The sequence below is a fragment of the Nocardia sp. NPDC004123 genome, from assembly GCF_053603795.1.
This window is the reverse complement of record NZ_JBSGGG010000002.1, coordinates 290,832-316,331: the sequence shown is the minus strand read 5'-3', so window position 1 is coordinate 316,331 and position 25,500 is coordinate 290,832. Positions and strand designations below refer to the sequence as shown.

The following is a 25,500-nucleotide window of genomic DNA, read 5'->3' as shown; positions in this document are numbered from 1 at the left end:
ATGGCTCTCGAACTGCCCTCGGAACTCGAATGGCTGGGCTGGATCGTCGGGGTCGAATGGCCCCAGGGCAACGAAGACCAGATGTGGGACCTGGCCACCTACTGGAAGAACGCGGCCGACGGCCTGCGTAACCAGGTCTCGGGCATCGACGCGGCCAAGTCCGCCACGCTGGCCGCGTATGTCGACGGTGACGGCCGTGACCAAATGGCCAAGCAGTTCGATTTGATGGCCGGTGTCGGCGGGAAACAGGACGGCAATACCTCCATCCTGGATCTGGCGGGCTTCTTCGATCAGCTGGGTGAGTCGGTGCACGACACCGGCACCGAGATCGAGTCGACCAAGCTGATGTTCTACTCGTCGCTGGCCATGCTGGCGTTCGAGATGGCCGCGGCCTGGATCTTCCCGCCCACTGCCCCGGCCGCGGAGGCGGCGGCGCAGGCGGCCACCCGCATCGCTGTGCGCATCATCGGCAGGGAGGCGGTCGAGCGCATCGCCGAGTACGTCGGCAAGCTGGTCGGCTCGTCGCTGGCGAAATTCATGCTGCGGCACTTCGTTCTGGACGCCGGGCTGGGCGTGCTCCAGGAAGTGGGCATCGAGGGTTACCAGATCGCGGCCGGGCACCGCAGCGGCTTCGACTGGGGCAAGATCGGCGTCACCGCGGTGAGTTCGGCCGCGGGCGGTATCGCCGGTGGCAAGGTCGGCAAGGCACTGGGCGAGCACTTCGAGGGCTCGGCCATGAACCACTACCTGAGTGCGGCCATCACCGGCACCAGCGCCGGATTGGCCGGTGCGGGAGCGGGATTCCTGGCGGGGACCGGCGCGCAGTTCGGGCTCGACGCCTATCAGCACGGCTGGGGCGACGCCTGGAAGAACATGGGCAACGCCTTCACCAATTTCGACCCGCGCATGCTCACCGCCGGTGTCTCCAATGGCGGCCTGTCCGGCCTGAATCACACGGCCTCCCACAGCTTCTGGGAGCCGCGTGTCTCCGCATGGAAGGCGGGCGTGCCCTCCGATCTGGCGAATGTCGGTGCGCGCCCGGACGGTTCGGGCGTCAATCCCGGTGACACGGGTGGCCACACCGGCGGCGAGACGGGCCACACGGGTGGCGGCGATTCCGGCAATACCGGTGGCGGCGACGGCGGCCGCACCAGCGACACCGGCGGACCCAATACGCACGCGGCCGGATTCGAAGGCGACAGCAGCGATCCCACCGCCAATGCCCGGCCCACCGGCGACGGCAGCACCGCACATCCCGAGGGCGGCGACACCGGTGGCGTCGGCGGCGGCGACGGCCGTGCGTCCGACCGCGGCGCGCCGACCGACGATCCGTCGGCCACCGCCGGCGGTGACCACGGCCAGGCCCACACACCGCAGGACACCACCTCCCACACCCCCGCCGACAGCACCTCCGGCGACACCCACGGCAGCCAACCGCACGCGGGCGCCCTCGAAACCAGCGGCACCTCGGTCGATTCCGGCGTCCAGGCGGGCAAACACGAAACCCCCGCCCCCACCGCCGATTCCACCCCCAACGGCCCCGGCCCCACCCAGAACTCCGCCGCTCCCGCCCAGACCTCGTCGGGCCCCACCCAATCGTCGTCCGGCCCGGCGCAATCCTCGGCGCCCGCCGACTCGCGGGTCGCCTCTTCGCCGGCTCCGGCCGCCGACCCCAAGGCATCCTCGAGCACCTCCACCGCCTCGGATTCCAGTGCCCAGCCCTCGGATTCCGGCTCGCGTGCCGGTGACGCGGGCGCGCCGTCGGACACCGGCGCGAGCGATGCCCCGCGCGCGGGCAGCCCCGCCGATGCGGGCGCGCAGGCGGATTCGGGCCCCCACGACACGCCCGCCTCCGCGCCCCAGTCCGATTCGAACGGGTCGAGCCACGGCCTCGCGCCCCAGAGCGCCCCGGCGGCGGCCCCGCACGACGCGTCCGGTGCCGGGCCCGCCTCCGGTCCGACCGACACCCCGATCGCCGCCGCCTCCAACACGGCCGCCCCGGCGTCGCCCGCCGTGGCGGGCGACCGCGCGGGTGTCACGGCCTCCGCCGCACCCGCCGCCCACACCGCGGCCCCCCAGCATGGCGGTGCCGCACCGGAACCGCGTTCCGAGACACCGCGTTCCGACGCTCCGCGCTCGGATACGCCGCGCGCCGGTGGCTCCGGGGACCGGCCCGCCCCGGCTCGTGCCGGTGATGCCGCGGGCGCTCGGCCCGACGGCCGCCCGGAATCGACGCGCCCCCAGACGGGTACGGACGCCCGCCCCCAGACCGGCACCGACGCCCGCTCGGGCGCACCCGAGGCCCGCCCCGGCGAGGAATCGACCGCAGCCCACCCGGACTCCACCGAGCCCGGCCACGAGCCGACCACCCCGGAGCGCGGCACGACGCCCGTCGACGCCGATCACCCTGTGGCCGAGCGTGATTCCGCTCCCATCGAGAACACCGAACACCCCGGGTCCGGGCGCGAACCCGATCCGTCCCAGCCCGAGGCCCCGGTGGAATCCGAGCCCCGCGCGGGCGTGTCTCCCGAGCCCACCCCCACTCACGACGAGACCGCTCCCGCCGAGCACCCTGCGGAACAGCCGGATTCACGAGAGGGCGCAACCCGCGAGGGCACGGACTCCGGTACCCCGCGCGCGGACGACGAGCTCCACGATCCCGCCGTCAACCCAGACGACGCCACTGTCGTCCATGACGATCCGGCTGTCGTCCATGACGATCCGGCTGTCGCTCACGATGATCCGGAGCACTCGGCCGCAACGGATCATGAGCCCTCGGGTTCGCGTCCCGACGAGTCCGAGCCGGCCGCACGTCCCGAATCCGAGGACACGCCCGCGCCGGAGCGCGAGACCGATTCGCGCACTGACGATTCCGCTCCGGCGGCCGACGACAGCCGCCCGAACGGCGACGACAGCCGCCCCGCCGAAGCCGAGTCGCGCAGCCGCGCGGATCAGCCCTCCGAAGCGGCCGAACGACCGGAATCATCCGCACCGCGGCAGGATCCGTCCGAGGAGCACGCGCCCGCCGAACGTCCGCGTGACGAGCACACCGCCCGCCCGGCGGGTGAACACCCCGCCGGGGACGGCTCGGCGCGACCGGGCGAGCGCGAGCACGACGGCACGCGCTCCGACGACCACCACGACTCCGGCACGCCCGACGACGCTCTCCTCGTCGCCCCGCTCCCGCTCGGCGACCACCCGGTCCCGCGCGCCGCGGAGCACACTAACCGGCACACGCCGGAAGGCGGACGCCCGCACGAGACCACCGGCGAACAATCCCGCGGCCGAGACGATCACACCGAGCCGCCCGCGGAAAGCCGCGCGGGCCGGCCCGAACGCGGCGACGGTGCGGCCGAGCACCCGGGCAAGCTGGACGAGCCCTCCGATGCGACCGCCGCGCACGATGATGCGGCGGAGCTCGCACCGGAGGAGGAGCAGCCCGGTAACTGCGGCGCCATGTCGCTGGAGCTGGCGCGACAGCTGACCGGCAATGATTCGATCATCGTGCCCGAGCACGAGATCGGCCCCGAAGGCATGACCGCCAAGCAGCTGGTGGCCGCGGCGGGCGGCAAGCTGCGCACCTACGCCGACCACGACGCCATCGCGGACCGCCTGCGTGAGCTGGGCCCCGGTTCCGCCGCCCTGGTCGTCGACCACTACGCCGGTCCCGCCGACGCGCACGGTGTGGGCGCGCACGCCTACCTGCTGGTCAACGAGGGCGGCGAGATCATGGTCAAGGATCCGGCCGCGGGCCGCGAGCACGGCCACCCGCCCATCGTCCCGGTGGAGACCAAGGGCATCCACGCCATCATGTTCAAGGCGGACGGCAAGGCGCTGGATCCGCTCAGCATGCGCACCCGCCACGGTCTCGATCCGAAGTTCGCGCCCCATGCGCACCCCGAGAACGAGCAGGCCGCAACGGATTCCGGCAAGCCGCCGAAGGTCGACGAGACCGTCGCCCCCGAGGAGCTCGCCCGCATCGGCAAGGAGCCGGAGCCCGCCGAATCGCACCACCATCAGCCGGGCGATGACGAACACGACGGCGGCGGGGGCCATCGAGCCGACTACACCGACCACGCGGAGGGTGAGCCGTACCGCGCCCCGACGGCTGGTGAGCCCATGGAGCATCCGGTCACCCTGACGGATGAACTCTCCGATCCCGGTCCGGCGCAACACGTCCACGACCCCGGATTCGAAGAGGACAAGACCCGGGGCGCGGTGCTCGAGCAGATCGATCCGAACGACACGACCCGAGTCACCAAGGGCGAAGACGGCCTGATCAATTCGATCGACGGCAAGCCGGTCCACGAGTACGTGGGTGATCTCTCCAACGCCCGCGCCAAGATTCACGCGGCGAACCGGCTCGAGGGCGACGGGCCGTGCAGCGCCCTCGCGATCGACCTGCGTACCGGTGAGATCACCGAGGCCGTGAACGGTAGCCGGACCGACCTGATCGACGAGGAACACCTCCATCCGCTGCTGCGCGAGAACCACCGTGCCCTCGGCGACTGGAAACACCCGGTGATGGCGGCCGAGGACCAACCGGCCACCCGCAGGGTCAAGGGCCAGTCGGAACCCCAGCCGGTGGTCTTCGAGGGCCGCGCCCACTTCGACGAACCCCTGCGGCACGCCGAGGTCAAGGCCGTCAACGAGCTGCTGTGGGCGCGCCAGCGCGCCCACGACGAGCAATGGCGCAACACCCACGGCGAGGATTCCGATCCGCCGCCGCTGGGCCGGGATGTGCTCGGGGAGCTGCGTTTCGACCCGCGCTGGCTCGCCGATACGAAGCGCAACGCCCTCGGCGGCGAGGCCCCGGCGTGCGCCAACTGCCATTCGATGCTGCGCGACGTCCCCAGCTACAGCGGCCGGAACCTGTTCGTCCCGGGCGACTACCGCCTCGAGGCCGAGGGCGGCACGGTCGCGCCGCACCGCGATCCCATCGAGACCCCGCACGTCGACGCCGCGTCCGAGACCCCGAAGCCCGGTGACCCGGACAACGGCGACGGGCCCGACGGCTCGGGCGCCACCGGCCGTGAACCCGGCGGTGACGATCCGGCCCCGGGCGCGACCCCGCACAAACCCGGCGGCCCCGAATCCGACGACAGCGGCGCGCAACGCGAGCCGGACAACTCCGAGCAGACCGCCGATCACACCGGCAAGACCACGACGTCGGAGACTCCCGTACGCCCCGAACCCCCACGACGCGAACCGGATTCGCCGGATCCGGAGGCCGTCCGCCCGGAGCAGCGCGCCGTGCGCGAGCTCGTCTACCCGGTCGTGAGCGACTCGCACTACGTGGACTCGCGCTACCTGGCCGAGGGCGCCGACCCGCGGCTGGTCTCGGTCGCGGAAGTACTGGCACGGACCGACACCGGCCGGGCCGCCCTCGACACCCTGCGCGAGGCCGGGATCTCGGTCCGCATGGTCGACGGCGCGGGCGCACCGCACGTCGACTCCTACGATCCGGTCCGGCGCGAACTGACCATCGACACCCACGAGCGTGGTGAGCTCGATCAGGCCGCGGCCGTTGTGACCGCCGCCGCGCACCTGGAATCCCCGCGCCCCGCCGCCGAACCCGGCAGCCCCGAGCAGCTGCGGCGCGCGGCCGAATCCTTCGCCAGGGAAGCGGAATTCGCGCACGAGTTGCGCGAGGCCGACTACGAGCCGCCGCGCGGCCCGCTCAGCGAACTCGCCGACGCCCCCTACCTGGACAGCGTCCGCGACACCTATCAGCGCGCCGCCGACGAAGCCGTGGAGCAGGCGCGCGCCGCGAATCCCGAACTGCCGCAGGACCAGGCGCGCCGCATAGCCCACGAGGCGGGTGTCGAGGCGCTACTGGCCGACGACCGCTTCACCGGCGGCACCGGCGAGGATCACCCCGAGGCGCTCGCCCGGCACTACGGCGAACCGCCCGCCCCGAGCCACGTCACCGAGCCCGCCCACGAGTCCGCGCCCGCGCATCCGGACCAGCCCGAATCTGCTGGCCCCCAGCATGATCGGGCCGACGAGGCCGCCGACGAGGTCTGGCGCGCCAGGGTGGCCGCCATGAGCCACGAGCACGGCGGCGATATCTCGCGCTGGGCGCTCGAGACGCTGGACCGGCACGGCGTCGACATCCGCATGACCGACGATCCGGCCGCCGCCGTCGGCAATGGCGAGCAGGGCCGCTCCGATCGCGGTCCGCTGGCCGGATACGACCCGGCCACCAATACCGTTGTGCTGCACAGCCAGTCATCCCCGGTCGAGCACGCGGCGGAACTGGTGCGCGCGGCCTCCGAGGCGGAGGCGTACGCCCGGGCCGAGGGCCCGCTGGAGCGCCTGACCCTGACACGTGACGACTACGTGCGCAGCATGCTGGCCCGCCAGGCCGAGGCGCTCGCCCTGGGCTACGAGCACAATCGCACCGCGGGCGGCGGGGACCGTTCCCGCACGCGGCCGTCCGATCCGCTCGAGCGCGTCTACCGCCGGGCCCGCGACGAGGCGTTGAGCCAGGTCCGCGACGCCTTCAAGGACTCGAACCAGGTCACCGACCGCATGCTGGAGGCCGCCGCCTACCGCGCCGCCGTGCAGGAGGTCATGTACCGGCTGGCCGGGGACGGCCCGCGGGTGGAGGGTCGCGATCCCGCGACCACGCACGCCGCGGCCTGGGATCGCGCCCACGGCATCCCGACCGGTGAGGATCCGGTGCGGCCGCCGCGTCCGCCGCGCAAGACCGCGGAGGCCATCCGCGATCGGGCCGAGGCCTACGAGAACGAGATCGAGCAGCTGCGTGCCATGCGCGAGGCGGGCACCCCGATCCCGGTCGGTCCGGCCGAGCACGCCTACCGGGACGCGCAGACCGAGGCCGCCGCCCGACCGCACGCCTCGGCGTCCAGCGTGCGGGAGGCCGGGCTGACCGCGCTGCGCCGCTACCTCGACGATGTCGGTCTGTCGCGCGCCGAGGCCGTCATGGACGTGGTGCGCTCCTTCGGCGAGCCCGGCGAATCCCGTTGGGGCCACCCGAATCTGCACGATCTGTTCAATCCGGGCGATGTCGTGCACCAACCGGGGCCCGGCGAACCCCGGCACAGCGCCGAGGCGGATCGGGCCATGTCCCGGCAGGCGTCCGACAGCGAGATGAAGCGCGGCTCGAAGCGCCTCACCGACCATGTGGTCGAGGCCCTCAACACCACCGGTAGCGCCCGCCGCCTGGTCGTGTACGCGGGTGAGGGCGGGCACATGCGGGCCCTGCAGGAGCTGGCCGAATCGCATCCGCGGCTGCGTAATTCCCTGTGGGACACCTGGACCCGGATCGAGTACCGGGAAGTCGCGCCCGACGGGTCGGTGCGCGAGATCTACGCCAGTGCGGCCGAAGGGCCCATGCGCCGCCCGTCGACGAGCGAGGCGTTGGGCGAGATGCTCGCCCACTACCTGAGCTACCGCGAGGACGGCCGGGTGCACGTCGGATTCGACGAGTGGATCCGCGGCCTGGGCGACGGCGCCTTCGAACTCGCTCACCGCCCGGGCGCCAAGCTGCCGCGCGGCGCGGACCGGCACGCGCTGAAGCTGTCGGACAACTTCGTCACCGAGGGCCACCGGGCCGTAGAGCGCAGTCGTACCCTGGGCTATCCGCATCCGGCGCGGGTCGCCCACGACCTGATGACCCGGCGGGTGTCGCTGGGCGCGCTGGGCGCGGACAACTACCGGTACCGCGCGCCGGACCGCTACGACCTGCACGAGTTCAAGGTCGGCACCACGACCCTGAACATGTGGCTGGAACGTGACGGCGAGGGCGGCTGGCGGGTGCCCGGACCCACCGGGCGCGGCGGTTCCTCGGACGCGCTGGCGCATCGCTTCCAGGGCATGGGCGATCGGGATCCGGTCAAGCTGTCCAACCGGATTCGCGACATGCTGCTGGACGGCTCGGCCCCGCTGCGCCCCACCGATCCGGAGCCGCACCGTCCGCTGTGGAAGCGCGTGACCGACCGGTTCGCCGGCCGCGGATCCGACCCGGTCGAGGCCGGTCCGCGCGCCCAGGAGGCCCCCGCCGAACAGCCACGGCACGACGGCCCGGCCCAGCGCCGCGGTCCGTTCGAGCAGCCGCAACCGGTCGAGCATCCGGCCGCGCACGATTCCGGTGCGCAGCACGAGAACGACCACGCGACACCGGATTCCGAGGGGCAGGATCATGCCCCGGACTGGTCGCCGCACCCCGACGACGCCTGGTCGACCCTGGACTACACAGGCATCGCCGACAAACTCCGCGACGATCACGGTGTCAAGGTCACCAGCTACGACGAGCGCCTCGGCCGGGAGGTCGAGGGCTTCGCCGACCACTACGACGTGGAGGCGCTGCGCGAGTACGCCCGCGCCGTCGACGACATGTTCGAGGCCGTCCCGGACGCCCAGGTCGGCGAGGTTCACGTCGGACCCATCGAAGAGTCGGGCGTCTTCGCCGAGACCACGCCCGGACCCATCGAGAACGGTCGGATCCGGACCGACCGGATCACCCTGAACAGCCGTTTCGCCGACGGGCCCGACGGTCCCGCCGAGCTCGCCCGCCAGGTGGCGCAGGCCGAGGACGCCGGGCATCTCGCCCCGGGATCGGCGCAGCGGCCGGTGTATTCGACGATCGTGCACGAGTTCGCCCACGCCCTGGACTTCTCCGGCGGCCTCGACGCCCGGCACCAGGCGTTCGACGCCATGCTGCGCCACTACGCCGAAACCCGCGGCACCCTCGACGGTTTCGAGGAATGGTTCAACGACCAGCCCGGCGCCGCCTTCGACCGCGAGGGCAACTGGGATCCCGAAGAGGCGCTGGCCGAGGCGTACACCGACGACGTCCTCAATGGCGCGGCCGCCTCCGAACAGTCGAAGGTGCTCAGCCAGGCGCTCATCGACGCCCACACCGCGCGGTTGGAAGGCACGACCCACGAAGGCACCCGCTCGGGCGTGGACGACACCCACGCCGCCGAACCCGCACAGCGCCAGGGCCTCCCCGACGACGAGGGCACCCCGCCGCCCCGCAGCGAATGGCTGGATCGCCAGCTGGCGGTCAACGCCGACTGGCTCGCGGGCGAGTACCGCCGCAACGCCGAATTCCTGCGCGAGGCGGCCGAGAACTTCGAGCCCGGCACCGCCGCCCGCCGCGACCTCGACGCCGACGTCGCCGACGCCGAGGCCCGCGCCGACATCTTCGCCCACAAGGCCGACCTCGCCTGGGAGCGGGCCGGTGGCCGCCCCGAACAACCCGACCCCAATGCCTCGGACCCCAACGCGACGACCCAGCAACTCCCGCAACCAGGTTCGTCGGCCCACGATCCGAATGCGGCGACGCGGGAGCTGCCGCAGCCGGGTTCGACGGTGCACGATCCCAACGCGGCCACGGTGGAGTTGACGCGGCCGGTCTACGACCCGAACGCGGAGACGCAGGAGCTGCCGCCCCAGGGTTCGACGGTGCACGACCCGAATGCCGCGACCCAGGAGATCCCGCAGCCCGGGTCCATGGAGCACGACCCCAATGCGGACACGGTCGATCTGACGCGGCCGGTGCACGATCCCAATGCGGCGACGCAAGAGCAGCCGGTTCACGATCCGAACGCGGCGACCCGGGAGCAGCCGGTTCACGATCCGAACGCGGCGACCCGGGAGCAGCCGGTTCACGATCCGAACGCGGCCACGCAAGAGCTGGCGGTCCACGATCCGAACGCGGTGACCCAGGAGCTGCCCGTTCACGATCCGAACGCCGCGACGCAGGAGCTGGCGCGGCCGGGTTCGCCGGTGCCGCAGGATCCGGTCGACGCTTCTCCGGCCCTGCGGGCGGCCGCGGATTACCTGCTGCGCAACGAGCCCCCGGTGGGCGCCCGCACCCACACTCCCGCCGAGCGCGAGTACGGCCGCCAGCTGAGCGAGGCCCTCGGCGTGCGCGAGACCGTGGGCGGCCGCCGCGAACCGCTCTCGGCCTTCCGCGACATCGCCGAGAAGGCCCGCGCCCGCGGTCATTTCGGCGACCCGGAGGGCGACGTTCCCTCGCGCCCCATGCGCGCCGAGGACTACGCCCCCATCTCGAACCAGGAGCGCTTCGACTCCCGCAAGCGCACCGAGTTGCCCCCGGGCCCGAGGCCGGACCCGCGGCCGCTGGAGCCGTGGTCGGAGGTGAATCGTTCTGCGGCGCACGATCAACCGCGCGCCCTCACTCTGAACGAGCTGCGCCGCGAGATCGCCACCGAGCTGGGGCTGACCCCCGAGGACCTGAGCCCCGAGCGCCTGTCCCGGGTCGTCGGCGACATGCAGTACCGAAACATGTTGCGCGCCGGTGCGATCGAGGCGCTCAGCGACGCGGTCGACTGGCATGCCCGTGCCGGAAACCCGCAGGAGCGCCAGCGTTTCGCGGATGCCCGCGACGAATGGGCCCGCCTGCTCGGCGTGGACCCCGACCGCGTCCTGCCCGAGCACGCCGCGCGGACCCTGGCCGAGCTGCGCGACGAAACCCTGCGCCGCGCTTCGGATGTCGCGGACCTGATGGCCGCCACCCACCATGTCGAGGATCCGGCCGCCGGTCACCACCTGGTGCTGGAGTCCGACGGTCACCGGGTGCACGTGAAGGTCACCGAGGACGCGCACGGCAACCGCCACGTCGAGGTCGTCGACCGCCCTGACCTGCCCGCTCCGCCCAAGGAGCCCGCGCCCGAGCCCGAGAGCCCGGGCATCGTCAAGCGCGTCCTGCGACGGCTGTTCAGCCCCTTCAAAGGCGACTACCCGAAATATCCCTCCGGCTCCGGCAATGACAGCAAGGGCCAGGGCGAGCTGATCAACTTCGCCGGCGACGTCATCCACGACATCGCCCACGTCGAGGTGCACGAGGTCGAGGAGGCCAACCCGGCGCGCATCGCCAAGGAGGCGGCCACCATTCTCAAGGTGCGTGAGCAGATGCCGCTGCTCGAGCATCTGACGAGCAAGATCGCCGACGTGTCCGCCGACATCGTCCCGATGCGGACCCGCGACGGCGGCGAATACCAGCCCTGGCACACCGAGGTCGATCATCAGCGGAGCTGGGAGGAGCGGCTCGACCACCAGGAGAGCATCGATCTCTACCGGGAGAATCACCCCGACGATTACGAGGTTCCCCCCGCGCCCGAGCGGGATCCGAACTCCGAACTGCAGGCGCCGCCGGAACGGCAGCTGGCCGACGACGTGCCCCAGCCGCTGGTCGGTGCGATCGACGCCCGCGACGCCGCCCTCGCCGACCTGGTGCGGCTGGCCCACCGCCACGGCATCGACCTCACCGATGCCGACCCGGCCACCCTGCACCGCGCGGTCGATCACGCGACTTACGAGCTCATGCGCCGCGCCGGTGCCATCGAGGCCCTGCGGGACGCCTCCGAGCGGTACAACGAGGAGGCGGCGCTCGTCCCCTTCCGGGAAGTCAGCTTCACCAACAAGGATCCGCTGGGCCGCTACGTCCGTGAGCTGTGGGAGGTCAGGGAGCGCGACATCCAGCAGCAGCGCGCCGATGCCCGCCGCGCGCGCGACGGCGTCTCTCCCGACGATCCGGACCCGTACTACCTGCCCCGCAAGAACCGCGTCACCGCGCTGGATTCACACGGCGTCAACAATGGCGGTGAGTGGGCCCGCCACTTCGACGATCCCGAACCGGAATTCGCGCAGAGCGAGGAGGGACGTCTCTTCGAGGACGCCCTGAATCGCGATCAGATCCGCGAGGAGCGCTCGAACTGGGCGCAACTGCTCGGGGTCGGCCTCGACGAGCTCACTCCGACCGCGAACGATCCGAACCGGCTCGCGCACACCATCGCCGATCTGCGCATGCAGGTGCGTGACGATGCGGCCGGACTGCACGAATTCGCCGAGGCGGCAGAGCATTTCCTGCGCCTGGACACCGAGGCCCGCGACCTGACCGATCAGCTCGGCGATCGCACCGCGCACGCCTGGCTGGACGCCCACGGCGGCACCATGCTCGAGGACGGCGTCGGCCTGCGCCCGGGCGAGCGCCCCGGCGACCCGAACCGCCTGGTCGTGATTCGCGGCGACGACGACCACGAGGCGCGTCTGGCCGATGCGCTGGCCGCCCACCCGGATCTGGGCGAACTGCTCAATCGCGGTGAGCTGCAGCTGGATTACCGCGTCATCGGCCTGGACGCGGACGGCCACATCGTAGTCCGCGAGGCCGAGGCCCCGCAGGCGCGCTTCCACGAGATGGAGGTGGACGGCGAACGCACCCCCGTGCTTATGGTGCGCGAGGACAACGAGCCGTGGCGGGTGGTGCAGCCGGAGCAGGGCACGCACGATCCGGCGACCGTGGCCCACGAGGCCGAGACGGTCGCGACCGAACCGCAGCGCAGCGTGCCCCGCGATCCGGATGTCGTTCGCGGCGAACGCAACGAGGTCGCCGCGCGACTCTCGATCGACCAGATGAAGCTGGGCCCCGAGCATCTCGAGGCCACGATCGAGGCGCTGCGGCACGACAATGCCCTGCGCGCCGCGCAGATCGAGGGCATGGCGGATTTCATCCGCAGCGGCGATGCCATCGAGAACTTCCACGAGCTCGATCGTCGGCTCAACAACCTCGCCCACTCCATCGGCGTGGATCCGGAGCATCTGACGCCGGAGCGCCTGGCCGAGGCCATGGGCGATCCGGACGTGAAGAAGGCCGCACGCATCCAGCGGCTCGAGGATCTGCTCGACTACGCGAAGACGCTGCGCGACAGCACCGACGGCAAGGCCGTGCTGGCGGCGCGGGACCGCCTGGCCAAGCGCCTGGGCGTCGACCCGGAGGACCTGTACGGGAAGAAGCACGTCAAGAACGAGAACAAGGAGATCGTCGGCTACGGGCCGGATCCCAAGAGCGCCAAGCCCAAGGCCGTGCTCCGTGCGATCAACGATGTCCTCGAACGGTCCGGCGATCGGCCCGAACTGCTCGCCGCGCTGGCCGAATACGCCCACACCATCGCCGAATTGGATCCCTTCCGCAAGGGGATGCGCTTCGACCCGAGCGCCGATCCGCGCGCCGCGGACGGTGTGGTCCGGATCTACGACGAGAACGCGCCCGAGCTGCTGAAGAAGCTGATGAGCGGTTCCATCGGCGAGCCGTTGGTCGCCGAGAATCCGTCACGGGCGGAGGCCGTCTGGTCGCGGCTGCTCGGCGTGGACGTTCACGACGTCAACCGCCTGGTGAAGCTGTACCGCGACGAGTTGCCCGGCCTGCACGAGCGGCTCTCGCCCGCGCAGATGGACAAGGTGCTGCGCTCGGTGCTGGAGCGCGAACAGGCCGACCCCCAGAAGCGCACGCTGACCGACGACGACAAGCACGCGGTGCACGCCGAGTACGTGGCGGGCATGGAGCCCGGACAGCGCCCGCTGTCCGAGGCCGAGCTGTTCGAGGTGGTCAAGGAGATCCGGCACGACCGCTACGCCGAGGTCTACGAGGTCTACCGCGACGGCAAGATCGAGAAGCACGAGCATCCCAAGTCGAGCGAACTGTCCGGGATCATCGACGGCCTGCGCGAGGAGATCAACGCCCGCGAGGCCGATATCGACGCGCTGCAGCGACTGGCCGGCGAGCACAACCACCTCACTACCCCGTGGACCCCCGAGACACCGCGCACGCCGCGGGAACTCGCCGCGGATCTGGCCGAGGCCCGCCACCAACTGCTCATCGCCGGCGACAACCGTGCGCACGCCATGGGCCGAATGTGGTTGCAGGACAACCGGCCGCTGTCGGAGAGCGATCTGACGCCCGAGCGGATCCACGGCACCACCGAATACCTGCGGACCCGCAATGCGGACGAGGGCGGCACGCTGCCCAATTTCGAGCCGCGGATCAATGATCTGGCGCGCGCCGCCCACGAGTTCAACCAGGCCCAGGATCGGGTGCGGGAGCTGGAGTCGCAGCTGCGCGCGGCGGTCGAGGCCGATGCCGGTCCGACGGAGACACCGGTCGAGGTGTGGCAGCGCGAAGTCGATGCCGCGCGTGCCGAACTGGTCGACGCGGTCGACGCCGCGTCCGGCAACTGGAACTCGAGCGATCTGGATCGGGTCATCCGCCAGGTCGAGCGCATGTCCAATGTTTCGCGCGATTCCGCCTCGCTGTGGACCGATGAGCAGATCCCGGTCCGGGACGCGGTGCACCGCTACCAGACCGCCCGCGATTTCCTCGGCGCGGCCGAACACGACGCGCTCGAGTCGGCCCGCGCGGCCGAGACGCCCGAACAGCGCGCCACCCGCGAACTCGGGTATGCGCAACAGGATCTGGCTCTCGCCGAGGCGGCCCGCGACAATGCCATGGCGGGCCTGCCCGTCACCGAACCGGAGCTCACCCGCGACTGGGTGGACGCGACCCGGGAACAGTTGGGCGGCCAGACCTTCGGCCGGCTCACGCCGGAGGAGCGCGCCCGCCTGACGCTGGCCGAGGCCGTCGAACACCATCTCGACACCCAGGATCGCGTCTCCCGCTGGGAGGCCCAGGTCGACCACCTCGCGGCGGAGGCGGCCATTGCCGCCGACACCCCGCGGGCCGCCGCGGCCCGCGCCCTGGACTCCGCGCGCACCGCACTCGACGCGGCCATCACCCGGCTGGAGTCCGAGACCGGTCTGCAGGTCTCGGACACCGATCTGACCTCCGTCGACAACGCCCGGATCACCTTCGAGGCCCTCGACGCCGCTGTCCCGCCGCACCCCGACGGTGACCGCCACGACGCCGTCGCCGCCCTGCGCACCGCCGCCGAGAACTTCCACCGCGCGGACGCTTTCAACGACTTCATCAAGGAGCACACCCCGCCCGACCGCGTCCCGGACCCGCGCGAGGCCTACGCGAAGCCCCCCGAGCCCGAATCGGCCACGCAGGTCACCGATCCGCGCGAGGCCTACGCGAAATCCACGGTGCCCGAGCCCGGTAAGAACGTCACCGACCCGCGCGAGGCGTACCGCAAGCCGCCCGAGTCGGATCCCGGCGATCCGAGTGCCTCGGGTGCGAAGACCGATCCGAACGACCCGGGCGACTCGGGCAACTCGGGTGCGAAGTCCGATCCGTCCGGTCCGGGCGACCCGTCGGATCCGCAGCAGCCGGATCCCGGCGGAACCGACCCGGCGGGCGGGGATTCGGGTGGGGGACACCATGGTTCGGACCCGGCCGCGGCCTGGGAGCCGGTCGGACCCCCGGAGCAGCACGTGCCCGTCGACGCCCGCGTCGAGGCCCGCATCACCGAGCTCATGGGCAATGCGGTCGAGGAGGACCGCGCGGCCGCGGCGGCGCATCAGGCGCTGCGCGACCAGGCGCGCGAGATGGGCATGCACGCCCTGCGCAACGACGAGACCCTGACCTCGGAACAACGGGCCGAACGTCTGCGCGAGCTGGAGACCCGCCTGGCCGATATGACGCCGGGCGAGCTCTCGAACTACATCTTCGATGCCGACAAGGCCGAGATCGCCGCCATCCAGCAGATGCTGAAGGCCGAGGGCGTTCGCGCCGGAAACCACGGTTCGTACTGGGACAAGGTGGCGGCCTCCGATGTCCGCCGGGCCGAGCTGACCGAGATCCGCCGTGCCACCGGCGAGCACCGCGACGCCTACCGCGCCCATTCCGACGAGGCGTTCCGACTGCGCGAGCAGGCGCACTTCATGGCCGTCGACGACGTCCTGGACAACATCACCTCCGACCGGAGGGGCCGGGGTGTCGGCCTGGCTTCCGACCCGACCAGGCTGGTGGTGGTCACCCACCACGACGATCCCGGGGCCGTGATCGGCCCGAAGATTCGCGAAGACATGGCGGCGCGGGGCATTCCGGTCGAGGACCGCATCGTCCATGTCGACGACGACGGCACCATCACCGTCCAGACCGTCCGCCCCGCAACCGATCCCGACACCCACCGCCCCACCCCGACCGACCCGCGGACCGCCTGGTCGCGCGGCGAGGGCCCCTTCGAGCGCGATCCGAACGCGGGCCGGCACGGCCCGACCAACGGCACGGAGGAGAAGGACCACGCCGGTGCGCCCGACCCCGCGAGCGGAAAGGATCCCGCAGCCGAGTCGAATCCTGTTCAGGAGCAACAGACCCTGGCCCCGGGGGAGTGGCCTCCGGCCGGTCCGGCCGAGCACTTCGTGCTCGAGGATCCTCAGGTCCGCGGGGAAATCCTGGATCTGTCCGAGCGCGCCACCCACGCCTGGGAGGCGGCCGGTCAGACCCGCGCCTCGCTGGACGACCTGGCCCGCGGCCTGGGCATCGAGCCGACCGGCATGTCGGCGCGGGAGCTGGAAAGCGCTGTCGCCCAAGCCCTCACGGCCGAGGAGGCGCGTGTCGCCGAGGTGATGCAGCGCAATGTCCCGCCGGGCGCGGGCAACGGCCTGGCCGAGTACATGGAGGTCGAACGCCCCGCGGCCATTCAGCGCGGCGGCGAACTGGGCCGCCTGCGCGCCATCGCGGGCAGCGAGTTCACCCGGTTGCACAACCAGACCGAAGAGGCGATGAATCTGCGCTCGCAGCTTCATTTCCGGGCCGCCGACGTGGTCCTGGAGTCCATGGCCGACACGGTGCTGGGCAAGGGCGTCGGCCTGGTCGGCGATCCGGCGAAGCTCCTGGTCGTCAGCCCCCTCGACGACCCGGGCGTGGTGATCGGCGACAAGATCCGCAGCGATATGGCCGCCCGTGGCACGGAGATCGACTACCGCCGCGTCCGCGTGGCCGACGACGGCACCATCACCGTCCAACCCGTCCGTCCCCCCGACGAGCCCGGCACCCCGGTCGCCGCGGGCACCGAACCCAACCGGCCCCCGGGTGGCGGTGGCCCGTCCGCGCCTACGCCGCGTCCCGCGACCCCGCGCGGCCCCGACCCACGCGAGGCCTGGTCCCGAGGCGAGGGCCCGTTCCAGCACGACCCCGATACCGGCGGCGAGGAAGAACCGCCGACCGGAGGCAACAACGCGGTCCCGCCGTCGGATCCCACCAAACCCGGTGCGCCGGGCGCGAAGTCGGAGCCGACCACGCCGCGTCCGGCGGCCCCGCGCGGCCCCGATCCGCGTGAAGCATGGTCGCGCGGCGAGGATCCCAGCACCCCGCGTGCCGAGAACGACCCCAAGGCCACCTCCACCCCGGAGGAGCGGACCACCCAGGTCGTGGTGCGCGAGGAGCAAACCCAGACCACGCCGGACCCGGTCCGGGAAGCGAAGACCGAAACCACGCCGGTCCAGGGACACGAGGGCACGACCGAGACCGCGCCGGTGCAGCAGGAGGCGACGCAGAACGCGCCCGTGCCGCTGCACGAGGCGACGACCCAGACCATGCCGATCGCGGTGCACGAGGGTGATCGGGTGATCGATCCGGTCGCGGCCTCACCCGCCCTGGCCGCGGTCGCGCAGCACCTGAGCGAGCATCCGGTGCAATCGACCGGTCGCCCGCGCGGCATGGAAGAGGGGGCCTACGCGGTCCGCCTGGCGGACGCCCTCGGTCTGCGGGAGGCGCTGTCCCATCAGCGTGATCCGCTCGGCGCCATGCAGCGACTGGCCGAAACCGCACGTGACAACGGCCATTTCGGCGACCCTGACCACAATCGCCCGCCCACGCCCATGTCCCGCGACGAGCTCGCGGGCACCGAGCCGCACGAGGGCGAGCACCCGCAGCTGACCGCGGGCGATCCGGCGCTCCCGACCCCGGTCCGCGATCTCCCGCTGGAGCCGTGGTCGCAGGTGGAGCGCGGGTCGGCGGGCGAGGCCCGCCTGATGTCGCCGGAAGAACTACGCGCCGAACTGATCTCGCGCCTCGGCCTGTCGGACGACGATGTGGCGGACCTGCCGCGGGTGGCCGGTGAGATGCAGTACCGGAACGTCCTGCGCGCCGGCGCCGTCGAGGCCCTGGCCCATGTCCTGCACCTGCACGACGAGGCCACCCGGCCGGAGGAGCGCGCCCGGCTCGCCGAGCAGCGCGACGACTGGGCGCGCCTGCTCGGAGTCGACCCCGCCCACCTCGAGCCCGCGACCCGCGTCGCCGTCCTCGACGATCTCATGCGCGAAACCCTGCGCCGCGCCTCGGATGTCGCGGATCTGGTGGCCGTCAGCCATTACCGCCCGGACCCCGCCGAGGCCCCGCACCTGGTGCTGGAGGCCGAGGGCGACCGCGTTTTCGTGCGACTGGCCGAGGGCCCCGACGGCACCCGCGTCGCCGAGGTCGTGGCGCGGCCGGCACTGCCCAAGCCGAACGCGCCGGTCGCGGTCCGCGAACCGGAGGCCCCACGCGGCCGATTGCGCAAGCTGTGGGACCGCCTGACCGGCGACTACCTCGGCCACTCCCCGAAGTACCCCTCGGGGTCCGGCAATGACAGTAAGTACCAGGCATTCTGGGCGGTCGAGGTCGGCTACGCCTCGCACAACGAGGTGCTGATCGGCACCAAGGACAAGTTCAACCCGATCCGCATCGTCAAGGAAGCCGCGACGCTGTGGAAGGATCGCGAGAAGCTGCCGTTCGTTCGCCGCTTCAGCCGTCTGGTCGCCGATATCTCGCCCGAAGTGCTGCCCATGCACACCCGCGACGGTCGCGAGTACCAGCCGTGGCTGACCGAGACCGACAATGCCCGGCATTGGCAAGAGGTGGCCGAGCACGACGAGAGCGTGCGCCTGTTCCTCGAGAGCCACCCCGAGTTCGCCCACGTGGAAGAGGTGCTGCCGCCCGCCGAGCTGCCCGAACTGCCGCCGATCACCGAACGCGAACTGGGTGCGGCGCTGCCGCAGCCGGTGGCCGAGGCCATCGTCGCCCGCGACCGCGCACTCGACGATCTGGTGAAACTGGCACGGGAGCAGGGCATCCGGCTCTCCGACGCCGAACCGGCGACCCTGCGCCGACTGGTGGACGAGCAGACCTACGAGCTCATGCGCCGTGCCGGTGCGATCGAGGCGTTGCGGGATGCCGCGCAGCGGTTCAACCTCGAGGACGCCCGCGTCCCGTTCCGCCCGGTCAGCTTCCTCGACAAGGATCCGCTGGGCCGCTACCAGCGCGATATGCACCACAACGAGCAGGCCGCGCTGGCCGAGCAGCGACTCGCGGCCCTGCACGAGGAGATCCGCGGTCAGGACCTGACCCAGGAGGAGATCTGGGCGCTCGAACGCAAGGCCGGGATTCCCGAGACCACTGCGCTGGAATGGCAGGGCGCCGCCAATGGCGGTGAGCCCGGCCGCGATTTCGAGGATCCCGACCCGGATCTCGAGCACAGCCCCGTGGGCCAGCTGTTCGAGCATGCGCTGCAGCGCGACCAGATGCGTGACGAGCGCGGCAATTGGGCGCAGATGCTGGGGGTCGACCTGGACCGGCTCACCCCCGAGCACCTCGACCACACCCTCGCCGACCTGCGCATGCAGGCCCGTGACGAGCTGGACCGGTTGAACCGGCTGTCGGACGCGGTGGATCACTTCCTCGACGCCGACTCGACCATGGTCGAGCGCGCCGTGGACTTCGCCGACGGTCACGTCCGCGCCTGGATGGATACCCTCGACGGCGGCATGGTCGATCGCGGCGTCGGTCTCGCGCCGGGGGAGCACGCCGGGGATCCCAAGCGGCTCCTAGTGATTCGCGGTGTCCGCGATCACGACGTTCAGCTGATCCGGACCCTGGCCGAGCATCCCGAGCTCGCCGCCCGCCTCAACTCCGGTGAGATGCGCCCCGAGTACCTCGGCATCGACGTGGACGGACACGGCAACGCCAAGCTGGACTCGCTGGCGACCCCGCAGGCTCGATACCACGAGATCGACACTCCCGAAGGCAAACTGGGCGTGCTCATGCTGCGCGACGGCGACGAGCCGTGGCGCATCGTGTCCCATCCGCTGGAAGAGGCGGGCCCGCACGCGATCGAGAACACCGAGCAGGCCGTTCCGCGCGACCCGAATGTCGTTCGGGCGGAACGCGATGCGATCGCCGATCGGCTCTCGATCGAGTACGGCGAGCTCACTCCCGAACAGCTCGCGGCCACCCTCGACGCGCTGCGCCACGACAATGCCCTGCGGGCCGCGCAGATCGAGGGCATGGCGGACTTCGTCCGCACCACCGATGCCATCGACAACTTCCACGCGATGGAGAAGCCGCTCGGCCAGCTCGCGAGCCGCGTTGGTCTGGGCGATCCCCGCGAGCTCACGCCGGAACGGATCGCGCAGGCGCTGACCGATCCGGATGTGAACGCGGTCCGCCGCTGGCTGCGAAAGCTGCGGCGCGAGCAGGGCATCGGGGATCTGCTCGATTACGCCAAGGTGCTGCGCGAGGGCAATGAGCAGGCCGTGCTCGACGCCCGCAACCGGCTGGCCGTCCGGCTCGGCGTCGATCCCAAGGATCTGTACGCCGAGAAGTTCGAGAAGAACAAGGCGTCCGGCCTGATCACCGATTACCAGGCCGATCCCAAGAGCACCGACCCCAAGAAGTTGGTGCACGCGATCAACGAGGTGCTGAAGCGCTCCGAGGAGCGGCCCGAACTGCTGGCGGCGCTCGCCGACTATGTCGGGGAGCTGGGTGAACTCGATCCCTTCCGCGACAATATGCGCTTCGATCCGGCGCAGGATCCGCGCCTGCCCGACGGCGTGCTGCCGATCCACGATCCGAAGGCGCCCGCGCGTCTGCGTGCGATGCTGCACGAATCCCTCGGCGAGCCACCGCGTTCCGACAATCCCTCGGAGGCGGCGGGCGTGTGGTCGCGGCTGCTCGGGGTGGACAAGTTCAGTATCGACCGCACCGTCAAGCTCTACGAGATCCATCAGCCCGGGCTGCACGACCGGATGTCGCCGGAGCAGATGCACGACGCTTTGACCGCCGCGCGGAAGGCTTCCGATGTCGAGGCGGGCTACCCGGCCTATCGCGACAGCATGCCCGCCGGGCGCGAGCCGCTCACCCGGGAGCAGTTCGTCGACCTGCTGCAGAACGCCCGCAAGGCCCGCCTGGCCGAGGTGTTCGAGGCCTACCGCGACGGCAAGATCGACAAGCACGAGCGGCTTTCGCTGTCGCAGATGTCGAAGGTCATCGACACCATGCGCGAGGAGGTGCGGGGCCGCGCGGCCGATATCGACGAGTTGGAGCGTCTGGCCGCCGAGCACAACAGCCTGACCGTGCCGCCGGAACCCGAAGCGCCGCAGCGGTCCCCGCGCGAGGTGGCCGCCGAGCTCGCGACCGCCCGCACCGCGCTGGAACAGGCGGCCGCGCACCGCGAATACGCGATCGGCCGGGTCTACCTCGAGCACAACCGCGCCATCGAGCACTCCGATCTCACGCCGAGACGCCTGTCGGCCACGCTCGACTACCTGGAGGCGCGCTCGCGCGAAGAGGGCGGCGAACTGCCGGGTGCGCAGCAGCGGATCGAGGACTTGTCCGCGGCCGCAACGGATTACACGAAGGCCGCGGACCGGGTCGCGAAGCTCGAGGCCGAACTGGGCACCGCCGTGGACCGCGCGGCGGCCGGACCGGGGGAGACCCCGGCCGAGGTGTGGCGCCGCGAAGTCGACGGCGCCTACGGTGATCTGCAGCGGGAGATCGCCGAGAACCCGGCCGCTGGCGGCCGCTCCCCGGAGCGCGTGATCGCCCTGGTCGACGGGTTGCTGCGGGTGCCGGAGGGCGAGCACTCGGTGTGGACCGAGGAGACCGCCCCGCTGCGGGACGCGGTGCAGCGCTACCGGACCGCGCAGGAGTTCCTGGCGCACGCCGAGACCGACGCCGCGGCCCACCACGCGGCGAGCGAGACCCCCGGCGACCGCGCCCACCGCGAACTCGACACGGCCCGAAGGGATCTCGAGACCGCTGCGGCCAACCGTGAGCTGGCCGCGTCCGGCCTGCCGTACACCGATGATCAGCTCAGCCCCGAATGGGTCCGGGAGACGCGCGAGGGGCTGGCCACCAAGCTGCGCGCGGACATGACGGTGGACGAACGCGCCCGCCTCGCGCTGGCCGAGGCCGCCGACCGCTACCACGAGGCCCACGACCGGGTGGGCCGCTGGGAGACCGAACTCCGCCGTCTCGAGATGGAATCCAGGGCGGCGGGCGACTCCCTGCCCGCGGCCGCCGAACGGGCCCGCGCCGTCGCTCACGCCGCTCTCACCGAGGCCCTCGCCGACCTGCACCGCCGCACCGGCCTGGAGGTCCTCGAGGCGGACCTGACCCCGTCCCGCTACGAGGCCACCCTCGCCGGACTCGACCCGCGCGCGGCACTCGTGGTGAACGTCGACCCCCACAACGTCTTCCACGCCCTGCGCGACGCCGTCACCCGCGTCCACCGCGCCGACGAGTTCGCCCGCTGGGTCGCGGGCGCGCCCGAGCCGACCGAACCCCACACCCGGACCCTCCCGGACGGTGGCATCCCGGCTCACGAGCGCACCCTTCCCGACGGCGGAACTCCGCCGCTCGCGCGCACCCTGCCCCTGGGCGGCGCGAAGCACGACCCCGCGCTGGGTGCCGCGGCGGCACACGAGAATTCGGGTGCGGAGCACGGAAAGCCCGTGACCGAGCACGAACAGAAGCCGCCGACCGAGCAGAGCGAGCAGACTCCGCCGGCGAATCAGGAAGGCGGCGGGTCGAAGCCGCCGGGTGACGACGAGGCCCCGGGCGGTCTGGCCGACGGGGACGACGACGGTTCCGGCGATCACTCGGAGGGCGAGCCGTACCAGGCCCCGACCGCCGCTGAGCCGATGGAACATCCGGTCACCCTGACCGATGACATCTCCGATCCCGGTCGGCCCCAGCACATCGACGATCCCGACTATCTGGCCGACCAGGCCCGCGGCGCGATCGTGGAGGAGATCGATCCGCACAGCAGCCGAGTCCTGCTGCGGGACGGTCTGATCCGTGCCATCGACGGCAAGCCCGTACACGAATACATCGAGGAGCTCGCCCGGTCCCGCGCCGAACACCACGCGGAATACCGGTACAGCGGCAAGCAGCTGGAAGGTCCGGTCAGCGCCCTCGCCATCGACCTGCGGACCGGCCTGATCACCGAGGGCATCAACGGCTTCCCGTTCGACGTGATCGACGACGAGCACCTGCACCCCCTGCTGCGCGAGAACTTCCGTGCACTCGGTGACTGGCAGCACCCGGTCATGGAGTCCGAGGGCAAGATCCTGCAGGGCAAGCTCACCGATGAGGACGGCAACCAGATCCGGGATGCCAAGGGGCAGCCGGTCAAGGGCGACATCATCAACCAGGGCCGTGCCCACTTCGACGCGCCCCTGCGGCACGCGGAGGTCAAGGCGGTCAACGAACTGCTGTGGGAGCGCCAGCGTGCCCACGAGGCCCGATGGCGCGCACAGCACGGCGAGGATTCCACGCCGCCGCCCCTGGGCCGCGAGGTCCTCGGCGAACTTCGCTTCAGCCCGCGCTGGCTCACCAAGACCAAGACCTGGAACATCGGCGATCCCTCCGCGGCCTGCGCCAACTGCCACTCGATGCTGCACGGCGTCCCCAGCTACACCGGCCGACTGCCCTACACCCCGAAGGACTACCGCCTGGCGGGCAACGAGATCGAACCCCATGTCGATCCCATCGGCGACACCGAGACCCCCCTCGGCCAGGAGCCTCTCCCCGCCAAGGCCGAGCCGCCGAAATCCGCTGCGCCGCAACCCGGTGACGACGAGCCCGACGGCACACCGCCCGAGAACCGTGAACCCGGTGACGACGACCCGACCCCGGGCGTGAGTCCCCGCAAGCCCGGCGGCCCCGAAACCGGCGACGGCGGAGCCGCTCTCGAACCCGAGCCGCACAAGCCCGCAACCCCGGTGATCCTGCACGAATCCGGCCTGCCCGAACGCACGCCGGTCCAGGAACAGGCTCAACCGCAACCCGTTGCGGAACAGGCTCAACCGCAGCCGGTGGTCGAGGAGCAGCCCAAGTTGCAGCAGGTGGCTGAAGAGCAGCCCGAACAGCAGCCGGTGGTGGAAGAGCAGCCCGAACAGCAGCCGGTGGTGGAAGAGGAGCCCGAACAGCAGCCGGTGGTCGAGGAGCAGGCCGAATCGGCGTCTGCGGTCGAGGAACCGCATCGTCGGCAGCCGTTGCTCGAGGAACCGGTGCAGGCGAACGAGCCTGCCCCGCAGCCGAATTCCTCGGCGCAGCAGGAACAGCCGGTGGCGGAGGGCGATCCGCAGGGCAAGGAGCCCGGGCAGCGGGTTCCGCTGGTGAAGCCGGAGGCCGAGCAGGCTCCGCCGATCGTCCCCGAGCCGGAGGCCGAAAATGGCCAGCCGCCGCGCGATTCCGGCGATCCGGACCAGAACGAGCCCGAGCCGCAGCCGCGCGACGAATGGCACAACCCGGGCTGGCGCTCGCACGTGCCGCACCCGGTGCAGCCTTTCAACCCGACGTTCCCGCAGTACACGCCGCAGCCCTCCCAGCAGGCGGCCCCGTGGACGATGCCGCAGGACAACGGCGACCCGAACCAGTCCGGCGGCCCGAGCCAGCCCACGGGCCCGAGCTATCCGGGCGGCCCCAACTACCCGGGTGGCCCGAACTACCCAGGCGGCCCGAGCTATCCGGGCGGTCCGGGCTCGGGTCCCGGCGGTTCGATGCCTCCGAGCGGCGCTCCGCACACGCCGACCGATCCCGGCATGCCGCAGTGGCCCACCCAGCCCACCCCGCCGCACATTCCGACGCCGCCGGTGACCCCGCCGGGCGGTTGGCCGCAGATCCCGGGCATGCCCAACGGTGAGAACGGCCGGCCGCAGCTTCCCGGCACGCCCGCGAACAATTCGGGCTGGCCGCAGATCCCGGGCACGCCGTGGAGTCAGCCGGGCTGGCCGCAGTCCCAGGACCCCTCGAATACCGCTGGCACACCACAGAATCCGGGTGGCCGGCCGCAGCAGCCCGGAGGCTTGCCACACACCCCGAAGGGCCCCAATGGAAACGGCCCGCACGCCCCCGGCGGTCCGAACGGACCGGGCGGCCACCCGTCCGCCCCGAACGGCCGGCCGCCCAACGGTTTCATACCGTCCGGCCCGGACCCGGGCACGCCGTGGAACGGCGTACCCGCCAACGGATCCGGCGCGAACGGCATGTCCGGTGGAATGCCGGGCGGCCCCATGGGCGGCGCGCCCGGTGGCCAGCAGGGTGCGGCGGGCAACAGCCGAGGCAAGAACACCAGCCGCTTCCCGCGCGCCACGGCACCGGGCTCCGGCAACGGCAGCCATGGCATCTACCTCCGGTCGCATTCCGGATTCGGGGAATTCGCGACCCTGGACCCGGGTACCGGCGCCCTGCAATCCGCACCGGTGGGCGCGGGCTCGCTGGCGGGTGTCTACGACCATGTGGAAGGTCTGGCCGTGATGTTCTACCGTGACCGGAACTCCGGTCTGGTGCTCCGCATCGGTGATCAGGCCTTCGAGGTGGACCGCCTGGGCGCGGACGTGCACTGGGAGCGCACCCAGCACGGCTACAACCGACTGCTGGTCGGCGTGGCCGGAACCGCACAGTGTGAGCTGCGCTATCGCAGTGTGCCCGCGGACGCCGATCTGGGCCTGCTGATCCGTGACGTCCTCGCCGATCCGGACCGCCGGGCGGGCATCTTCGGATGA

General features: G+C 71.8%; 1 protein-coding gene. It reads left to right on the top strand.

Annotation, left to right across the window (positions count from 1 at the left end; translation table 11 throughout):
- Positions 1-25,500, top strand: coding sequence for a WXG100-like domain-containing protein (locus tag ACWEQQ_RS03750; protein ID WP_452347014.1), 25,500 nt, complete (start codon positions 1-3; stop codon positions 25,498-25,500).

Bases quoted from the DNA above. Each gene is read 5' to 3' on its own strand.
- ACWEQQ_RS03750 (WP_452347014.1), top strand. From the start codon at position 1: ATGGCTCTCGAACTGCCCTCGGAACTCGAATGGCTGGGCTGGATCGTC.